Below are 19,880 nucleotides of genomic sequence, written 5' to 3' on the forward strand. Positions count from 1 at the left end.
GTGGGTTGACCTCTGGATTTTTTTGAGTCAGGGGAAATTCGCCCGATTCTTTCATCGATATATCAAGTGGCTCCCTTTGTTATCTAAGACTCCAGGCTTATTTTTATAAAATCTTGAAACCAATTATATCTCGTTATCGTATATAGAGGTATAAAGGGGAGATGAAGAGTGAATACCGACAAATTAATTGCAGCGTTGTGTTACTTCAGTGTTTTCTTTGCGGGGTTTATTTTACCACTCGTTGTTTATATCATAGTTCAAAATCCAGTAGTAAAAAGGCATGCCTTGCATGCGTTAATCTCACATATTATTCCAGTAGCAACAATCGTTTTTATCATTATTCCGTTTTTCTTTATATGGTCTGTGGAGGCATTTGTAGCTACTATGGTGCTAGTGTTCATCCTATTAGCGATCATTAACGTCGGAATTGTGATTTGGAACATTGTAAAAGGAATTCAAGTATTAGCTCAAGAAGAACTTTAAGGGAGGAAGGAACCATGAAAGAAGAACAAAAACGTATTTTAAAACTAGTTGAAGAGGGAAAACTGACAGCTGAGGAAGCAATCGTTCTAATTGAAAAACTCCATTCTGGCGAGGAGAGCCAGTCCCAAGATCCAGCACAGGAAATCAAGACAGAGCTTTCGACTCAAGTCCAGTATGAGCAATCCCAGCAGCAACACCAACATTCATATCAAAGCAAGGGCTCTGCGAAACACAAATTTATGGACTTTATCGACACTGCTCTGAAAAAAATTAAAGACCTCGATCTCGATTTTAATTTTGGTAATGCGGTAGAAGTGAAACATATTTTTCAGCATAAGGACGTATATATTACCAAGCTTGACCTAGACGTTTCGAATGGAAGTATCACAATTATTCCGTGGGAAGAGAAGGATGTCCGCGTTGAATGTGAAGCAAAAGTATATAATATTGATAACCAGGAACGTGCACGCAAAGCATTTTTAGAGGATGTTCTTTTCTCCATCGAAAACGGTGCACTTCGCCTATCAATCCAGAAAAAGCAAATGAAGGTTCATGCAAAAGTATATGTTCCTCAGGAAAATTATGAAAGTATTAAGACACGCATGTTTAACGGACCGATAACTGGGGAAAATTTACGAGTAAAGGATTTCCGTGCAAAAACAGCAAATGGTGCAATCACCATTTCGAATTTTGATACAGAATCGGTTGAAATAGAAACAGCAAATGGTCACATTAAAGCAAATCAAATCACAAGTAAAGATTTTGAAGCGGAAACATTAAATGGGACTGTAACAGCAACTGGACGTTTTGAGAAAGTTGACCTCCAAAGCTTTAACGGAAACATCACTTGCGACATTCAGGGAGATAACTGCCACACTGCGTATGTAAAAACAACCACTGGGAGCATTGATGTGTTTGTCGCAAATGACTATCAAGTTGACGGTGAATTAAAATCAAATCTCGGCAGCTTCAAGTCAGAGCTTCCAATGATGTCAATCATTGAGGAGAAAAATGAAGTTGTTCAGAAGTCTCTACGGTTTAAAGCAAATGAAGAGAAAGTGCAAAAGCTACATCTCTTTGCTGAGACGAAAACAGGCTCTATTACGATAAAGTGAAAAATTCATTCAGTAAGGGGGTCTTCATCCCCTACTGAATGTTAGTTGAGGCCACACGAAGTGGGTCACAAAGACGTTGACACAGGATGTGTCGATCTTAGTCTTTGTACATTGATTCGGGCTTCTACTGGCAGTTTGCCCCCAAAAAAATACTTGTTGGTTATCCCAATAAACTTGTAGTGGGGGTCTTACTACCAGTTAATGCGGGATAAAACTACTTTGAGGTGTTGACAATGAAAAAGAAATTATACCGCTCCACTAGAAATAGAATGCTAGGAGGAGTGCTTGGAGGCCTAGCGGATTATACAGGAATCGATGCGTCATTATTACGTATACTTGCTGTAGTCGGATTCATTTTAGGCGTCGGTTCATTAGGGATTATTTATCTCGTTTGGTTGTTTATTGTACCAAATGAAGGAGATGTCTATAGATAATGAGATGGATTGCTAGCATAATTGTTAATAGCATCGTACTAATGGTTGTAGCAGGATATGTCGATACGTTTCATCTTGAAGGCGTAGGCGCCGCTGTCACAGCAAGCGTAATCCTATCGATTTTAAATGTAATCGTAAAACCTATTCTCATCGTTTTAACTTTACCTGTTACGGTACTCTCATTAGGTTTATTTTTATTTGTGATCAATGCACTTACTTTAATGCTGACACAGTCCTTAATGGGTGACTCCTTTGTCATCGAAGGCTTTGGCACAGCATTACTAGCAGCAGTTATTATCTCGATTCTAAATTTACTCATACAAAAAGTAATCGTCGAACCGCTTCAGGAGAAAAAGAAGAAATAATACTTTACTAGCAGCGTAGTCCAAGGAGGATTACGCTGCTTTTTATTGAACATATAGTCAAAGGAGAGAAAGGAGTACAAGCATGTTTCCAATACTAGAAACCGAACGACTTAGATTAAGAGAGATCGTACTTAGCGATGCCGAAGCAATATTCACCTGTTTTTCAAACAATGATGTCACGCGTTATTACGGACAAGATCCACTAACCAAAAAAGAACAAGCAGAGCAATTTGTTGAATTCTTTGCAAAAAACTATAGAGAAAAACGTGGAATAAGATGGGGAATTGAATTAATAGAAATCAATGAATTCATTGGAACGATAGGATTTAATGCTTGGTCTCCCAAGCATATGCGAGCAGAAATTGGCTATGAGCTACAGCCCCAATACTGGCGAAAAGGATACGCAACCGAGGCTGTTAAAAAAGTAATCTCTTTCGGTTTTGACAATCTAGGATTAACTCGCATTGGTGCCATAGTGTTTGTTGAAAACGTAGCATCAAATGAATTGTTACTAAAACTTGGATTCGAAAAAGAAGGTATCTTAAGGAACTATATGTACCAAAACGGTGTTGCGCATGATACAAATGTTTATTCACTGGTAAAATGAAATACTCAAAGACAAATATAAGAGTTCTCCATGCAATCTGTCGTTGAGACTGCCTCTCGCAGACAAAACAAAAGAGTTAGTTTGGTAAGCTGTCTCAGAGGCCGTCTCTCAAAGACAAATTAACTGAGTACACCGTTCAAACGTCTCTGAGGCCGTCTCTCGAAGACAAATTAGATGAGTTCACTGTTCAATCTGTCTCTGAGACCGTCTCACAAGGACAAAATAGATGAGTACACCGTTCAATCTGTCTCTGAGGCCGTCTCTCAAAGACAAAATAGATGAGTACACCGTTCAATCTGTCTCTGAGACCGTCTCTCAAGGACAAATTAGATGAGTACACCGTTCAATCTGTCTCTGAGACCTTCTCTCCCACAGGTAAACAGAAGTAATTCTCCCAATCCACCTCTTAAAACACAACTCCCCTACATTCTTCTGCAATTTAAATCAGAAAAGTTTTGGCCTTACACAGAAAAATGCTAAAATAGGAGAATGAGTTTGAAAAATTTAATTTTATAAAATACAGTCTTTTTAAGCAAAAAATGTGAGGGCTTTAAAAATACGCAGTAACAACCAAAAACTACATGAATCACAATCAAGGAGGAACAGATGTGCCAAAAGTTAGCACAAAAGATTTAATTGAGAAGTTCAAATTAGAATTGGTGAGTGGGGAAGAAGGAGTGAATCGCCCGATAACAACAAGTGATATATCTAGACCGGGTATTGAACTAGCGGGATTTTTTGATTACTATCCTTCAGAGCGAGTCCAGCTATTAGGAAAAACTGAGCTGACGTTCTTTGAGAAATTATCTACCGAAGAAAAAAGATACCGTACGGAAAAGCTTTGTACAGATATCACTCCTGCAATTATTATTTCGCGTGATTTAGAAGTTCCACCAGAACTGATTGAAGCCTCCGAGCGTGAATCGGTTCCGGTGATCAAAGCACAAATGAAGACAACAAGACTATCAAGTAGAATTACAAACTTTTTAGAAAGTAAGCTCGCTCCAACAACAGCTGTCCATGGTGTTCTAGTGGATATATACGGAGTAGGGGTGCTAATCATCGGTAAGAGTGGTGTGGGTAAAAGTGAAACAGCGCTTGAACTTGTCAAACGCGGACACCGACTTGTTGCAGATGATTGTGTAGAAATTCGTCAAGAAGATGATGATACACTTATTGGTAGCGCACCTGAGCTTATCGAGCATCTCCTTGAAATTCGTGGTCTTGGGATCATCAACGTCATGACCTTATTCGGAGCAGGTGCAATTCGAAATTATAAACGGATTACACTTGTGGTCAATCTAGAACTTTGGGATCAGACAAAACAATATGACCGACTTGGACTTGAAGAAGAAAAAATGAAAATCATCGATACTGAATTAACAAAATACACAATTCCAGTTCGTCCTGGGCGAAACCTAGCCGTCATCATTGAAGTGGCAGCGATGAATTACCGTCTTAAACGTATGGGCTTGAATGCTGCAGAAGATTTCTCAAATCGACTTTCACATACAATTGAATTTAGGGAGCACGACGACATATAAAAAAATCAATAAAATAGGGAGATGAGATAGTGGACCGAAACATTCAACCATTAGATCCAACATTTTTAGAATTTGGCGCGTTACGCATTCAATGGTATGGATTAATCATCGGGCTAGGGACCATGCTAGCCCTTTACCTTGCCATTAAAGAATCAGAACGCAGAGGTATGCATAAAGATACTTTCATGGACCTTATGCTGTTCGCTGTGCCAATTGCTATCATCTGTGCAAGAATTTATTACGTTATTTTTAAATGGGATTATTACTCGCAAAATCCTTCCAAAATCATTGCAATTTGGGAAGGTGGAATTGCCATTCATGGTGCGTTAATTGGTTCAGTTGTGACTGCGATTGTGTTTGCAAGAGTAAAAGGTTTGTCCTTTTGGAAAATTGCAGACATCGCGGCACCAAGCATTATCTTAGGTCAAGCAATTGGCCGTTGGGGAAATTTTATGAACCAAGAAGCACATGGGGGACCCATTGCTGAGGAACAGATCCAAACTTTCTATAATGTGTTACCTGACTTTATCATGGACCAAATGTATATCCAAGGAACGTACTACCATCCAACCTTTTTGTATGAATCAATTTGGAGTCTTGTAGGTTTTGTTTTATTACTAATGCTTCGAAGGGTTAACCTAAAACGTGGAGAAATGTTTCTTACATACGTCATCTGGTATTCTATTGGCCGCTTATTCGTAGAAGGCTTACGGACCGATAGCTTAATGCTTGGGGATATTCGAGTGGCACAGCTGATTTCAGTGTTATCGATTGTGGGAGCAATTATCGTACTTATTTACCGAAGAATAAAAGGTCATTCGAACGAGCGTTATTTAGAGAACTAATTTTAAAATGTGAGTTTAAAAAGGAGGATGAAAAGGACCGGTCGACAAAAACGCCACGGCCTCATGTCTTGTCGACACTAGCACGTCCTGTGCGTCGAAAGTTCAAGGCGGCGCAGTTTCGAGTACCGGAGCGAGGCAACTGCCTGAGTTAACTTCCTTGCAGCCTTGCGCTGAGGAATTGACCTCGTGAATAAACTAGAAGACGCAAGCGCATAACCTGTTTATTGCCATTTTCTCGGAGCAATGTACGCAGAAATTCGATGTGTCATTTTTATTGGACTTTTTAAACATCCTTAAAAGGGAGAGGGGAAACTTGCTAGATACAATCAAGAGAGGCTTCATAGTAGGATTAAAAACTACTTGGACATTAGGGAAGGTTATTTTCCCTGTTACCCTACTTGTCACAATGTTGCAATATACACCGGTGCTAGATTGGGTGATTAAGTGGATTGCCCCAATCATGGGCTGGTTTGGTCTGTCAGGTGATGCCGCAATACCACTTGTATTAGGTAACTTTTTAAACCTTTATGCAGGGATTGGAGCGATCTTAACACTAGATTTGACCGTAAAAGAAGTGTTTATTTTAGCTGTCATGCTATCATTCTCGCATAATATGATTATCGAATCGACTGTTGCTGCAAAAGTAGGTATGAAGATTTGGGTGATTGTAACAGTTAGACTGGGACTCGCATTCATTTCTGCCTTTGTCATTAATCTAGTTTGGAAAGGTGGAAGTGAGCTAGCGAAATATGGATTAGTATCTACGACTGATGAACAAATATCAGGCTGGGGTGCTATTGTTTTAAATGGTATAGAAAAAGCTACATTTGGGATTCTGCAATTGGCTCTTATTGTCATTCCATTGATGGTTGTTATTCAAATATTAAAGGATTTAAAATGGTTGGATGTATTTTCAAAGTGGATGACGCCAGTCACAAAGGCACTCGGAATGAAGGAAAATACATCAACAACCTTGGCTGCAGGTATTTTGTTCGGTCTAGCGTTAGGAGCAGGTGTAATGATTCAGGCGGTAAAAGAGGATAATGTAAGTAAGAAAGATGTAACCTTAGCATTAATTTTCTTAGTATCCTGTCACGCGGTTGTGGAGGATACGCTTATCTTTATCCCTTTAGGCATTCCGGTTTTACCGCTATTGTTAATCCGCCTCATTACTGCAATCATACTAACAATGGTCATCGCTTTTATCTGGAAACGCGTCGAGCAAAATAATAGAAAGGAAGTTATTTATGGCAATTAATACACTACTATTTGATTTAGATGGAACGTTAATTGATACGAACGAACTGATCTTGCAATCCTTTTTACACACCTTTGGAAAATACTTTCCAGATCGCAACTATAGCAAAGAGGATATTTTGCCGTTCAATGGTCCTACTTTACATGAATCTTTTTCATCTGTAGACCCGGATCGTGCAGAAGAAATGATTGCTGAATATCGAAAATTTAATCATGAAAAACATGATGAACTAGTTACCGAATTCCCGGGGGTATTTGACACCATTAAGACTCTTAAAGAAAAAGGTTATAAAATTGGAGTTGTTACAACAAAAGTTCGAAAAACGGTTAACATGGGATTACAACTAACCAAGCTCGACCAATTCTTTGATGTCGTGGTGACATTGGATGATGTGACTAATCCAAAACCAGATCCCGAACCAGTCCTGTTAGCGCTGAAAATGTTAAACTCAACACCGGAAGAGGCCATTATGGTTGGCGACAATTATCAGGATATTGTAGCTGGTAGAAATGCGGGCACAAAGACTGCTGGAGTTGCCTGGTCTCATAAAGGAAAAGACTTCTTATTGGAATACAACCCTGATTATATGCTAGAAAACATGAGTGACTTACTGGATTTAGTTTAACTTTATTCAGAAGTAACCTACTTCTAAAGTGGGATGAATATAAAGGGATTTACCGTTCCAGTTGAGGGTACAAATCATGACTGAATAAAGTTAAAGCCTCCGGCGGATGCCACGATTTTTCAGAGGAATTTTTTCGAGCAAGCTCGAAAAAAATCGGGCGCAAATACGCCAAGGCGCATTTGATTATAAAAGGATGAAAAAATTGTGAAACGACGAACCACACGATATTTTGTTTCAGGACCTAATTCACTTTGGCAAATTTATAAGACCGTATCCTTTTGGAAGGTTGTTAAAAACTTTATCGTCATACAGATCGCGCGCTATACGCCATTTCTTGGCGTGAAAAATTGGCTATATCGCACTTTTTTAAAAATGAAGGTAGGGGAAAAAACAGCATTTGCACTTATGGTAGTACCGGATACAATGTTTCCTGAGAAAATCAGTGTTGGAAGCAACACCGTTATTGGCTTCAATACCACAATATTAGCCCATGAATACTTGATTAAAGAATACAGATTGGGTGACGTTAAAATTGGCAACGAGGTAATGATTGGAGCTAATTCAACGATTTTGCCAGGTGTGGAAATCGGCGATGGAGCAATCGTATCAGCGGGTACATTGGTCCACAGAGATGTCCCAGCAGGCAGTTTTGTTGGCGGGAACCCGATGAGAGTGATTTATACGAAAGAACAAAGGGAACAGCGAGAGAAAGAGGAATCAAGCCATTGAGTTGGTTTGGTTCCTTTTTTATTGCCCAAGCTTACACCATTTACGTATCTCTTTTACCTTCTCTATTTCTACTGAATCATCTTCTTTCCTCTTTTTCCTCATCTGTTCATTTTCTATTTCCAACATCTGTCTCCTTTCTTCCTCTCTTGCTTACAAATTTTCGGTTCATTTATACACAATATCAACTCAATCCACAATCTTACTTTTATAGTTATCAACAATATACATATAATCCACAGTTAATAACTTTATTCTCTATAATGGCACAATATCCCGATCCTACCTAATATATTTTACCTAAATTCTGACTTTTTTGTTGACGCATATAAGGGATAGGTGTATTATATACTTTATCTTGGTAGTATATTAGCGAACTAAAGTAAAATGATTTTTTTAAGAAAATATTGGGAAAGTTAACATATACAAACTTTGGTGGTGACGAAAATCGTGTTTATGTTTGAAAAACCATTAGGAATGAGAGATACATTGCCTGCTTTATATGAAGCGAAAAAGAAAATCCGTAATGCAATGTCGTCTCAAATTGAAAGCTGGGGTTATCAATTTATTGAAACTCCAACACTTGAATACTATGAAACAATCGGTGAGGCGTCAGCGATCCTCGACCGTCAGCTATTTAAATTATTGGATTCACAGGGTCACACACTTGTGCTAAGACCTGATATGACAGCACCAATTGCTCGAGTCGCAGCATCTCGTTTATATCAAGGTGAATATCCACAACGTATCGCATATTCCGCAAATGTGTTCCGTGCGCAACAACATGAAGGTGGAAGACCAGCTGAATTTGAGCAAATCGGAGTCGAGTATATTGGCGATACAACAACAAGTGCAGATGCAGAGGTTATCTCGCTTATGATTGCGTCTCTTAAGCAGGCAGGATTAACTAATTTTACAGTGCCAATTGGCCATATTGGATATGTGAAAGCATTGTTTATGGAGATTGTCGGAAATGAAGCAAGAGCGGATGTCCTTCAGCGCTATTTATATGAAAAAAATTACGTTGGCTACAGAGAGCATGTGAAAAAACTGCCGCTTTCTTCTATTGATAAACAGCGATTGCTATCTCTTTTACAATTGAGAGGAAATGATTCGAAAATTGAGAAAGCGAAAGATTTAGTCGAATGTGAAGAGGGAAAAAATGCAGCAGCCGAACTTGAAATGCTCTGGAAAAAACTAGAGGCATTCGGAGTAACTGAGCATATAAAAATTGACTTTAATCTCGTGAGCCATATGAGCTACTATACAGGAATTCTTTTCGAAGTTTATGCTGAAAATGTAGGCTTTTTAGTAGGAAATGGTGGACGCTACGATCATTTATTTGAAAAGTTTAATCGTCCTGCACCAGCGACAGGCTTTGGTATCCGTGTTGACCGACTTCTTGAAGCTCTTGATTTACCTCAGGAAGAGCCAGAAATCCATTGTGTGATTTTTAGCGCTGAACAGAGAGAAGAAGCAATCCGTTTTGCAATGAGTAAAAGAGAAAAGGGTGAGCGGGTTATCCTTCAAGATATAGCAGGAGTCAAGGATGTTGATGCTTGTACAAATGCTTTTGCCAAAAACACCTTTTTCTTAGGAACAACAAGGAAGGAGGAGGCATAATGAGTGACAAATTAACAATTGCAATGCCAAAAGGACGAATTTTTGAAGAGGCGGCACAACTTTTAGTAAAAGCAGGTTATAATCTGCCTCCCGAATTCGAGGATTCCAGAAAGTTAATTATCGATGTTCCTGATGAGCCGTTTCGTTTCATGCTTGCAAAACCAATGGATGTAACTACATATGTAGAGCACGGTGTAGCAGACCTTGGTATTGCCGGTAAAGATGTCATGCTTGAGGAAGAGCGCGATGTATATGAAGTGCTCGATTTGCAAATCAGCAAATGCTATCTAGCCGTTGCAGGACTCCGAGATGTCAAAATCAAAGGTGTCGCACCTAAAATCGCAACAAAATATCCAAACATCGCATCTAGCTATTTTCGTGAAAATGGGGAGCAGGTTGAAATTATTAAACTAAACGGTTCAATCGAACTTGCACCATTAATTGGTCTTGCAGATCGAATTGTCGATATCGTCTCAACAGGACGTACATTGAAGGAAAATGGATTAGTTGAGCTTGAACATATTGCAGATATCACGTCACGACTTATTGTAAATCCAGTAAGTTATCGCTTGAAGGATCAGCAAATCGATGAAATCGTAGAGCGATTATCAACCGTAGTATCGCAGTAGTATCAAAATAGAAAGGACCGACACACCATGAGAATTGAACGTGTTACCAACACTGTTTCACTGAAACGGACCATTGATAGTGGGACAGAAGAACAAAGAAAAGCAGTCTTAGAAATTCTCGCAAACGTACAAAAAGTAGGGGATCAGGCCCTTCGTAACTATACTGAAAAATTTGATGGGGTTTTACTTGATGGATTAAAAGTCACCGACTCAGATTTTAAAGAAGCGTATCAAAAATTAGACGCGAAACTTGTTCCAATTATTAAAGATGCAGCTGAAAATATCCGTGATTATCATAGCCGTCAGGTAAAACAGTCATGGATGACAATGAAGGAAAATGGGACGATTCTCGGTCAAAAGGTCACTCCACTTGATGCAGTTGGTGTTTATGTTCCTGGTGGGAAGGCTGCATACCCGTCATCCGTCCTAATGAACGTCATTCCTGCACAAGTCGCTGGAGTCGAGAGGATTGTGATGGTGTCACCACCTGGAAAAGACGGTACCATTCCAGCCGGTGTATTAGTGGCTGCAGACATACTTGGTGTAAAAGAAATCTATAAGGTTGGTGGTGCTCAAGCTGTTGGGGCGTTGGCGTTCGGAACAGAAACCATCAAGCCTGTTGATAAAATCGTCGGTCCTGGTAATATCTTTGTAGCATTAGCAAAACGTGAGGTATTTGGAAACGTGGATATCGACATGATTGCTGGTCCTAGTGAGATCGTTGTGTTAGCAGATGAGACAGCTCTACCAAACGAAATCGCAGCAGACTTACTCTCCCAAGCAGAGCATGATGAACGAGCATCAAGCATTCTCGTAACACCTTCAATGCAGCTTGCAGAAGCAGTTTCTAAAGAGGTTGAAAGGCAGTTAAGCCTTCTTCCGCGTGAAGCGATTGCTAGGGCATCAATTAATGATTTTGGAGCAATTTACGTTACAGGTGACCTAGATGAAGCAATCAAGGTTGTAAACGAGCTTGCTCCAGAGCATCTCGAAATCGTGACAGAGGAACCAATGGAGCAAGTTGGAAAAATCAAGCACGCTGGAGCTATTTTTATCGGACGTTATAGTTCTGAGCCTGTCGGTGACTATTTTGCTGGTCCAAACCACGTCCTTCCGACAAACGGAACTGCACGTTTTTCAAGTCCACTAAGTGTGGATGATTTTACAAAAAAATCAAGCATTATTTCATATAGCAAACAAGCTATCGAGGAAAACGGTCCAAAAATTGCTGCTTTTGCAAGACTAGAAGGGTTGGAAGCACACGCAAGAGCCGTTGAGGAACGATTAAAGTAGAAGTTCAAAAATTCGGGTGAAAGCGAAACATCGAATTTCTGCAAACATCACTACGAGATATGGTGAAAAAATAGGACATGCGCTTGCGTCTGCTAGGTTAATCTCGAAGTCAATTCCTCAGCGCAAGGCTGCAAGGATGTTAACTCAAGCAGTTGCCTCGTTCCGGTACTCAAAGCTGCGCCGCCTTGAACTTTCGATGTACAGGATGTACTAGTGTCGACGTTGCCACAGGACGTGGCGTTCTTAGTCGACGGGTCCTTTACATTTTGAACGTATATTAAAATAATTCACAAAATTCACATCTGATTTGTGGATAGTGTGGATAATGTGGACAATAATCCACAGATTTCAGAACCATCAAGGACTCATTACCATTTTTAAAATTGTGGATAACGGTAGGTGTAATTATGACAAGACAAGCAAAGGTTGAACGTAAGACAAATGAAACAGATATAAAACTAGATTTTGCAGTAGATGGGGAAGGTATTTCAAAGCTAGACACAGGCGTTCCATTTATGTCCCATATGTTAGATCTCTTTACACAACATGGAAAATTCAACTTAACAGTTGATGCAAATGGTGATACAGAAATCGATGATCATCATACAACAGAAGACATTGGAATTTGTTTAGGACAGGCATTGCGTGAAGCACTTGGAGATAAAAAAGGAATCAAGCGTTATGGGAACGCATTTGTTCCAATGGATGAAGCTCTCGCGCAGGTTGTTATTGATTTAGGAAATCGTCCACACTTTGAATTGAAGGCAGATTTCCCAAGTACTCGAGTTGGCACATTTGATACAGAACTTGTTCATGAATTTTTATGGAAGCTTGCATTAGAGGCAAGAATCAATCTCCATGTAATTGTTCACTACGGTCACAATACACATCATATGATTGAAGCTATTTTTAAAGCGTTTGGTCGTGCATTAGATGAAGCAACGATGATTGACCCACGAGTTAAGGGGGTCCCGTCAACGAAAGGGATGTTGTAGATGATAGGCATAATCGATTATGGCATGGGGAATTTATACAGCGTTTCTAAGGCGCTTGAACGGATGAACTATGATTATTTCATTTCAAGTTCACCAGATGAGCTTGCGAAAGCAGAAGGATTAATTTTACCAGGTGTAGGGTCCTTTAAGGACGCAATGGGGATCTTACATGAAAAAGGATTAGTCGGTTTCATAAAGGAGTCAGTTGCAAAAGGGACTCCGCTCTTAGGAATCTGTCTTGGAATGCAGTTATTATTTGAAGAAAGTGAAGAAAATGGACTTACCCAAGGTTTTGGTTTCTTACAAGGCAGAATTACAAAAATTCCTGGCATAACAGCGAATGGTGAAACCTACAAAGTTCCCCATATGGGATGGAATGATCTTGAACTCAAAAATCCATCTCCACTTTTAAAAGGCATCGAGGGTGGGCACGTCTATTTCGTTCATTCATACTTCGCAGAGACTGACAGTGAAAATGTGATTGCAAGTAGCATGTATGATGTCGAAGTTCCAGCTGTTGTTGGAAAAAGTAATGTGTTTGGAACCCAGTTTCATCCTGAAAAAAGCAGTGAGCTAGGATTAAAAATTCTCCAAAACTACGCTGCGATCGTGGAAAAGAAGGTGACAATATGAGTACTTTTACAATTTACCCGGCAATCGATATGCGCGGTGGCAAATGTGTTCGATTGCTACAGGGGGATTATAATAAAGAAACCGTCTATGGTGACTCCCCGTATGATATGGCAAAAGCTTTCGCTGATGCGGGTGCTGAGTGGATTCACATGGTCGATTTAGATGGAGCAAAAGCGGGTAAACGTGTGAATGACCAGTACGTGATTGAGGTTGCCAAAAAACTTGATGCAAAAGTTCAAATCGGTGGCGGAATTCGAACCGAAGAGGATGTAGCTTACTATATTGAAAATGGTGTTGACCGCGTCATTTTAGGAAGTGCGGCCATTTCTAATCCTGATTTTGTAAAAGACATGCTTAAGAAATACAAAGAAAAAATCGCGATAGGAATCGATGCAAAAGACGGTTATGTAGCGACTGAAGGTTGGTTAAATACATCATCTGTAAAAGCGACTGACTTAGGTGTTGAGCTCGCAAAAGCAGGTGCACAAACATTCATTTTTACAGATATCGCGACAGACGGCATGCTTAGCGGTCCTAACATTGATGCGGTTGCAACGCTCGCTTCTGTTACAGGAAAACAAGTCATTGCTTCTGGTGGAGTTAGCTCTATTGAAGACTTAAAAGCTCTTAGTAAGTTAGCAGATCGAGGTGTTTCTGGTGCAATCGTTGGAAAAGCCATCTATACCAATCAGTTTACCGTGCAAGAGGCGTTAGAAGAGGTGAATGCGTGATGATTACAAAACGTATCATTCCATGTTTGGACGTAAAAGATGGTCGGGTTGTGAAAGGCATTCAATTTGTTGGTCTACGTGATGCAGGGGATCCTGTTGAACTTGCCAAATTCTATGATTCAGAAGGTGCAGATGAACTCGTATTCCTTGATATTTCTGCCTCACATGAAGGTCGAAAAACGATGGTTGAGGTTGTCGAAAAAGTGGCAGCAGAGCTTGCGATTCCTTTCACAGTTGGAGGAGGAATTAATTCCTTAGAGGATATGAAAAAAATCCTCCGTGCCGGTGCTGACAAAGTTTCACTAAATACGGCAGCCGTGACAAACCCTGCCTTAATCAAGGAGGGCGCTGACTTCTTTGGCTCTCAATGTATTGTTGTTGCGATCGACGCAAAATACGATGAGAAACTTAGTAGCTGGAGAGTTTACACTCATGGCGGACGTAAAGCAACTGAGTGGGAGGTTGTTTCTTGGGCGAAGGAAGCAATCAAGCTTGGTGCTGGTGAAATATTATTAACTAGTATGGACGATGACGGAAGCAAGGATGGCTTCAATCTTGAATTAACAAAACGAGTGAGTGAGGCAGTTACTGTACCTGTTATCGCATCAGGTGGCGCAGGAAATGCTGAACATTTTGTACAAGCATTCAAAGAAGGTAAGGCAGACGCTGCATTAGCGGCAAGTATTTTTCACTACAAAGAAACTTCCGTAAAAGAAGTGAAGACTTATTTAAAAGAGAAAGGGGTCAATGTCCGATGAACACACCAGACATTAAATTCGACGAAAAAGGACTTGCTCCAGCTATTGTTCAGGATGCAGTAAGTAAAGAGGTATTAACACTCGCTTATATGAATGAAGAATCTTTACGTAAATCCATTGAAACACGTGAAACTTGGTTTTATAGCCGTTCACGCCAGGAGCTTTGGCACAAAGGGGAAACCTCAGGTAATACTCAAAAAATAGTGGATATTAAGTATGATTGTGACCAGGATGCCATCCTTGTTTTAGTGGAGCCAGCAGGCCCAGCTTGCCACACAGGAAGCTATTCTTGCTTCAATGAATCAATTCTAGGAGAATCAAAAGAAGTGTCTTCTGACCGCTTTGCCATTCTTAATGAACTTGAAGAAGTAATCGCGAAGCGCGAAGCTGAAATGCCAGAGGGCGCTTATACTACATACCTATTTGATAAAGGGGTAGATAAGATTCTGAAAAAAGTCGGTGAAGAAGCTTCAGAAGTTATTATTGCAGCGAAGAATCGAGATCACGAAGAACTTAAGTGGGAAGCAGCAGATTTGATTTATCACTTGCTCGTCTTACTTCGTGAACAAAAGCTTCCACTTGATGAAGTATTATCCGTCCTACAAAAGAGAAGATAGAAATGTAAAGGGTGCTTATCCACAAATAGGCACCTTTTTCAATGCTTGACCTTACTGAAATGTTAGCTATATATCCACAATATCCACACTATCCACATTTTGCATTGGTTCGATGTGCGTATGTCCCAATCAAACCAGCAGCCACGGTACTTTATTCAAAGAAATGTGGAAAGTTGTCCACATTATTCACATTACCCACAAATTACCACTCGAACTTTCTTCAAAAGTTTTTTCCTTTTACCCGAGCACCCCTATGTGTCAAGGATTATATATGTTATACTACGTTGGGAAATATCTTTAAAAAGCAGTATTTATAGTTGATGTTCAAAAAGTCCGGTAAAAATGACACATCGAATTTCTTTGTTGGCTTGCTTTTCCGTTCCTTGGAAAGGAAAAGCACCTTTCCGGCGTGCGAAGGGGATTCGCGGAAGCAATTACTTATGCTCACGTATTAAATGCATACGTTCCGCCACTCAAAGCTGCGCCGCCTAGAAATTTCGACGCACAGGATGTGCTAGTGTCGACAAGACATGAGGCCGTGGCGTTTTTGTCGACGAGGTCCTTTTTATCCTCCTTTTTGAACACGTACTTTTAATGGAGGCCCCGATGGAAAAACAAAACAGAAAAGAAAGTCAGCATAGTTCGAAGGTAATTCCGTTTATCCAGACGGGAGAATATTATTTTAAAAAAGGACTAAAGGCGTATCGCCAGCATGATATATATAAAGCCATAAAACATTTTAAACGAGCGATTCAGCTTGAACCAAAAGAGCCGATGTTCTTATGTCAATTATCTGTAGCGTTAACAGAAATTGGCGATTATGTCCTATCTAATCAGTATCTTACAAAAATAATGGAAGATCCAAATTTCGATATGCCAGAGTGCTATTATTTCATGGCCAATAATTATGCACATTTAGGTTTGTTCCAAGAAGCAGGCAAACATGCACAAGCCTATTTAGATTGTGAGCCAGAGGGTGACTTTTCGGAGGATGCCGAGGATTTGCTTGATTTATTGCTCCTTGAGGAAGTGGACTTTGAAGATTCAGCTAACCAACAGGATGAACTCATCGTCATGCAAGAACAAGCCCGTGATTACCTTGAAACAGGACGATTAGACGAAGCAGTGACCCTTTTAAAGGAAATCATTCGCGAATACCCGGAATTCTGGTCTGCTTATAATAATTTAGCACTTGCGTATTTTTATTCTGGTGATGTTGAGAATGCATCAGAGATTCTTGATGAGGTTTTGAGTAAAAACCCTGGCAATCTTCATGCACTTTGCAACTCATTGGTATTTCTATATTATCAGCGAAAAAATCAGCAGGTAAAAGAGCTAACAAAACGATTAGCGCTGATCCATCCGATCCTTTCCGAACACCGCTATAAGCTAGGTGCAACATTTGGGTTGGTCGGAAGACATGATCTGGCTTATAAATGGTTGCGAAGTCTGCAACGAAGTGGGTTTGAAGGAGACGAAACCTTCTATTATTGGCTTTCACATTCTGCTTATTTTACAGAGCACCATGATGTTGCCCAGAATGCATGGAAGCGAGTGCTTGAAGAAAATCCGAGTAAAAAGGGCTCAGCCCCATGGGAATCAGACCGTACTAAATCCATTAGTGATGTATTGGACCGTTGGTTAACAGGTGATTTTATCGAGGAACGCCTATATGGTTTATTTTTAGCAAGTAAGACAAACTCTTCTCTTGCCCGCAAAGATATTAAACATATACAATTCCATGCGACCCTTGAACAAGAATTTGCAAGCTATGTCCTTAGTAAAAAGAAAAAAACAGGAAAAATTCCGGTATATATTATAGATGGATACAATATTGCAGACACTTTATTTACAAAAAATAAACATGATGATTCTGCAAATGAGGAACTCTATTTAACATGGTTAATGATTTACGATGAAGCGGTTAAGCGTCAATTCAATGTATCTAACTGGCAAGCATGGGCTGCAGCAACTGAATACATTTGGCGTAACCACGGGTCACGGACGATAACCCAAAAACAGGTTGCTGAGAAATATAATATTTCAAAAGCAACCGTGATGAAGTATGTAAAATTTGTTAAAGAACTCTTACAATGAGCATATTAATAGCGGATTTTGTCAGGTTTTTATAGGATAGGGGTAGGAGATACTAAAACAATAAAATCCACTTTTATAAAGGATGTAAGGAGAGACGTAAAAATGACGGAAGAAAAAATTTATGATGTCATTATAATCGGTGCTGGACCAGCAGGTATGACTGCGGCCGTTTATACATCTCGTGCAGACTTATCAACATTAATGCTTGAGCGCGGGATTCCTGGTGGCCAAATGGCAAACACTGAAGAAGTTGAAAACTACCCAGGATTTGATCATATTTTAGGACCTGAATTATCCACAAAAATGTTCGAGCATGCGAAGAAATTCGGTGCTGAATATGCGTATGGTGATATAAAAGAAATAATTAATGGTGAAGAATACAAGACTGTCATTGCTGGCAGCAAAGAATATAAAGCACGTGCTGTAATCATCGCAACTGGTGCGGAATATAAGAAAATTGGGGTGCCAGGTGAACAAGAACTTGGTGGCCGAGGCGTTTCTTACTGTGCCGTGTGTGATGGGGCATTCTTTAAAAACAGAGAGCTTGTTGTAGTTGGTGGAGGCGACTCAGCTGTAGAAGAAGGCGTGTACTTAACACGTTTCGCTTCTAAGGTTACAATCATCCACCGTCGTGACGAACTTCGTGCCCAAAAAATTCTACAACAACGTGCATTTGATAACGAGAAAGTGGAGTTTATCTGGAATCACACAGTTAAAGAAATTCACGAAAAAGATGGTAAGGTTGGTTCCTTAACACTTGTAAATACAAAGACTGGTGAGGAAACAGAATTTGGTGCAGACGGCGTATTCATCTATGTTGGAATGCTTCCACTTTCAAAACCATTCCAAAGCTTAGGTATTACAAACGAAAACGGTTATATCGAAACAAATGAACAAATGGAAACAAAAGTTCCTGGTATCTTTGCAGCAGGCGACATCCGTGAAAAACAACTTCGTCAAATCGTTACTGCAACAGGTGATGGAAGTATTGCGGCACAAGCAGCTCAACACTATATCGAAGAATTAATGGAAAAAATCAAAGCATAAAGTAGAAACACCTTCGTATCGGAGGTGTTTTTTTTGACGAATTAAAAGGTGGGAAAAGTCTTATGATCGATTTACAGGCTAAACCGACAATCGTCGGAGAAAAAACAATTCTAAGACCATTTAACATGGATGAAGATTTCCCGTACATAGAAGAATGTTTAAAAGATCCTATTGTCCTTAAATATACGGGTAGCTCAGCAGGATATGATAAAGAAAAAACTCTTCTGTGGTACAGAACAAGAAATGAACAGAAAGATCGATTGGATCTTGCTATTGTTGATAAGGAGAAGCAAGTCTTAGTTGGAGAAGTCGTGGTTAATTTATATGATGAAAAAACACATAGCATGAATTTTAGAATTCTGATTGGTCCTAATGGCAGAGACAAAGGACTCGGAACAGAAGCAACTCAGCTTATGGTTGATTATGTTTTTCAAAACACTGATCTTAACCAACTAACCCTAAGTGTTTTTGATTTTAACCCAAGAGCCAAAACAGTTTATGAAAAAGTGGGGTTTATTACCGACAGTGTAGACAAAGACGACTTAGAGTTTGAAGGATCATGGATCGATTCCATCAACATGAAACTAACAAGAGCGGATTGGGAGAAGAAGCGGTCGGGTAGCTAGGCAAACTTATCATACGATATACATAACTGTGGATTCGGACAAAGACGTGCATTAAATTATGAAAGCAGTCCGAATCCCGAGCACATTCGGACACTGTAGCCTCTAAAAATTATAAAAGCTGTCCGAATACCACTCATAATCAGACACACTAATGCACGGAACTAAGAGAGCAGACTGAATACTACATTCATTCGGACTCACCAGCCTGTGAAACTAAGAAAGCAATCCGAATACCACACATATTCGGACTCACCAGCCTGTGAAACTAAGAAAGCAGTCTGAATACTACACTCATTCGGACTCACCAGCCTGTGAAACTAAGAAAGCAGTCCGAAGCCCACACATATTCGGACTCACCAGCCTGTGAAACTAAGAAAGGAGTCCGAATTCCACACATATTCGGACTCACACTCCAATGAAACTAAGAAAGCAGTCCGAATACTACATTCATTCGGACTCACCGGCCTGTGAAACTAAGAAAGCAGTCTGAATACTAAACTCATTCGGACCCACCAGCCTGTGAAACTAAGAAAGGAGTCCGAATTCCACACATATTCGGACTCACACTCCTATGAAACTAAGAGAGCAGTCCGAATACAACTCAAATTCGGACACACTAATGCATGAAACTAAGAAAGCAGTCCGAATACCACACATATTCGGACTCACACTCCAATGAAACTAAGAAAGCAGTCCGAATACTACACTCATTCGGACCCACCAGCGCATGAAACTAAGAAAGCAGTCTGAATACTACACTCATTCGGACCCACCAGCGCATGAAACTAAGAAAGCAGTCCGAATACTACACTCATTCGGACCCACCAGC

Annotated in this window: 21 protein-coding genes; all 21 read left to right on the plus strand. The window is 40.0% G+C overall.

Annotated features, from left to right (window positions below):
* Positions 1-168 precede the first annotated feature (168 nt).
* The 21 genes from AC6CHV_RS04695 (at position 169) to AC6CHV_RS04795 (ending at position 19,051) form a co-directional block, all read left to right on the plus strand.
* Positions 169-483, plus strand: coding sequence for a magnetosome magnetite crystal formation protein family (locus AC6CHV_RS04695; RefSeq protein WP_121446353.1), 315 nt, complete (start codon positions 169-171; stop codon positions 481-483).
* 14 nt (positions 484-497) lie between these two features.
* A complete protein-coding gene (locus AC6CHV_RS04700) occupies positions 498-1,598 on the plus strand; it encodes a DUF4097 family beta strand repeat-containing protein (protein WP_121446352.1) in 1,101 nt (366 codons plus the stop codon).
* 233 nt (positions 1,599-1,831) lie between these two features.
* Positions 1,832-2,032 carry a PspC domain-containing protein gene (locus tag AC6CHV_RS04705; RefSeq protein WP_099352489.1) on the plus strand — a complete coding sequence of 67 codons (201 nt, stop codon included), beginning with the start codon at positions 1,832-1,834 and terminating at the stop codon, positions 2,030-2,032.
* Positions 2,032-2,397 carry a phage holin family protein gene (locus tag AC6CHV_RS04710; protein ID WP_121446350.1) on the plus strand — a complete coding sequence of 122 codons (366 nt, stop codon included), beginning with the start codon at positions 2,032-2,034 and terminating at the stop codon, positions 2,395-2,397. The genes AC6CHV_RS04705 and AC6CHV_RS04710 overlap by 1 nt, the downstream gene beginning before the upstream one ends.
* A gap of 82 nt (positions 2,398-2,479) precedes the next feature.
* A complete protein-coding gene (locus AC6CHV_RS04715) occupies positions 2,480-3,004 on the plus strand; it encodes a GNAT family N-acetyltransferase (RefSeq protein ID WP_498078237.1) in 525 nt (174 codons plus the stop codon).
* Between the two features lie 608 nt (positions 3,005-3,612).
* Positions 3,613-4,548, plus strand: coding sequence for an HPr(Ser) kinase/phosphatase (gene hprK / locus AC6CHV_RS04720; RefSeq protein ID WP_498078238.1), 936 nt, complete (start codon positions 3,613-3,615; stop codon positions 4,546-4,548).
* A 29-nt stretch (positions 4,549-4,577) separates the two neighbouring features.
* A complete protein-coding gene (lgt, locus tag AC6CHV_RS04725; protein ID WP_498078239.1) occupies positions 4,578-5,393 on the plus strand; it encodes a prolipoprotein diacylglyceryl transferase in 816 nt (271 codons plus the stop codon).
* Positions 5,394-5,706: 313 nt separating this feature from the next.
* Positions 5,707-6,651 (plus strand): nucleoside recognition domain-containing protein, encoded by a 945-nt coding sequence (locus AC6CHV_RS04730; RefSeq protein ID WP_121446346.1) that lies wholly within the window; start codon positions 5,707-5,709, stop codon positions 6,649-6,651.
* Complete coding sequence (ppaX, locus tag AC6CHV_RS04735) at positions 6,641-7,276, plus strand: pyrophosphatase PpaX (protein ID WP_498078240.1); 636 nt, start codon at positions 6,641-6,643, stop codon at positions 7,274-7,276. The genes AC6CHV_RS04730 and ppaX overlap by 11 nt, the downstream gene beginning before the upstream one ends.
* Positions 7,277-7,480: 204 nt before the next feature.
* Complete coding sequence (locus tag AC6CHV_RS04740; RefSeq protein WP_498078241.1) at positions 7,481-8,005, plus strand: heptaprenylglyceryl phosphate O-acetyltransferase; 525 nt, start codon at positions 7,481-7,483, stop codon at positions 8,003-8,005.
* Between the two features lie 435 nt (positions 8,006-8,440).
* Positions 8,441-9,625, plus strand: coding sequence for an ATP phosphoribosyltransferase regulatory subunit (locus tag AC6CHV_RS04745; RefSeq protein ID WP_498078242.1), 1,185 nt, complete (start codon positions 8,441-8,443; stop codon positions 9,623-9,625).
* On the plus strand, positions 9,625-10,254 hold the full coding sequence (gene hisG, locus AC6CHV_RS04750; protein ID WP_121446342.1) for an ATP phosphoribosyltransferase: 630 nt from the start codon (positions 9,625-9,627) through the stop codon (positions 10,252-10,254). The genes AC6CHV_RS04745 and hisG overlap by 1 nt, the downstream gene beginning before the upstream one ends.
* A 27-nt stretch (positions 10,255-10,281) precedes the next feature.
* On the plus strand, positions 10,282-11,547 hold the full coding sequence (gene hisD, locus AC6CHV_RS04755) for a histidinol dehydrogenase (RefSeq protein ID WP_121446341.1): 1,266 nt from the start codon (positions 10,282-10,284) through the stop codon (positions 11,545-11,547).
* 407 nt (positions 11,548-11,954) lie between these two features.
* Positions 11,955-12,542: an imidazoleglycerol-phosphate dehydratase HisB gene (hisB, locus tag AC6CHV_RS04760; protein WP_498078243.1), complete on the plus strand. Its 588-nt coding sequence runs from the start codon at positions 11,955-11,957 to the stop codon at positions 12,540-12,542.
* Entirely contained in the window at positions 12,543-13,175 is a 633-nt protein-coding gene (gene hisH, locus AC6CHV_RS04765) for an imidazole glycerol phosphate synthase subunit HisH (protein WP_121446339.1), read from the plus strand.
* On the plus strand, positions 13,172-13,906 hold the full coding sequence (hisA, locus tag AC6CHV_RS04770; RefSeq protein ID WP_498078244.1) for a 1-(5-phosphoribosyl)-5-[(5-phosphoribosylamino)methylideneamino]imidazole-4-carboxamide isomerase: 735 nt from the start codon (positions 13,172-13,174) through the stop codon (positions 13,904-13,906). Before hisH ends, hisA begins: the two co-directional genes overlap by 4 nt.
* A complete protein-coding gene (hisF, locus tag AC6CHV_RS04775) occupies positions 13,906-14,664 on the plus strand; it encodes an imidazole glycerol phosphate synthase subunit HisF (protein WP_121446337.1) in 759 nt (252 codons plus the stop codon). Before hisA ends, hisF begins: the two co-directional genes overlap by 1 nt.
* A complete protein-coding gene (gene hisIE / locus AC6CHV_RS04780) occupies positions 14,661-15,281 on the plus strand; it encodes a bifunctional phosphoribosyl-AMP cyclohydrolase/phosphoribosyl-ATP diphosphatase HisIE (RefSeq protein ID WP_498078245.1) in 621 nt (206 codons plus the stop codon). Before hisF ends, hisIE begins: the two co-directional genes overlap by 4 nt.
* A gap of 606 nt (positions 15,282-15,887) precedes the next feature.
* On the plus strand, positions 15,888-17,378 hold the full coding sequence (locus AC6CHV_RS04785) for a tetratricopeptide repeat protein (protein WP_498078246.1): 1,491 nt from the start codon (positions 15,888-15,890) through the stop codon (positions 17,376-17,378).
* 102 nt (positions 17,379-17,480) lie between these two features.
* The gene (gene trxB, locus AC6CHV_RS04790) at positions 17,481-18,425 is read left to right on the plus strand and encodes a thioredoxin-disulfide reductase (RefSeq protein ID WP_121446334.1); all 945 of its coding nucleotides are present in this window, start codon (positions 17,481-17,483) and stop codon (positions 18,423-18,425) included.
* Positions 18,426-18,487: 62 nt separating this feature from the next.
* Positions 18,488-19,051 (plus strand): GNAT family N-acetyltransferase, encoded by a 564-nt coding sequence (locus tag AC6CHV_RS04795; RefSeq protein WP_121446333.1) that lies wholly within the window; start codon positions 18,488-18,490, stop codon positions 19,049-19,051.
* Positions 19,052-19,880: the final 829 nt, after the last annotated feature.

Source organism: Ferdinandcohnia sp. GQ5 (assembly GCF_059759275.1).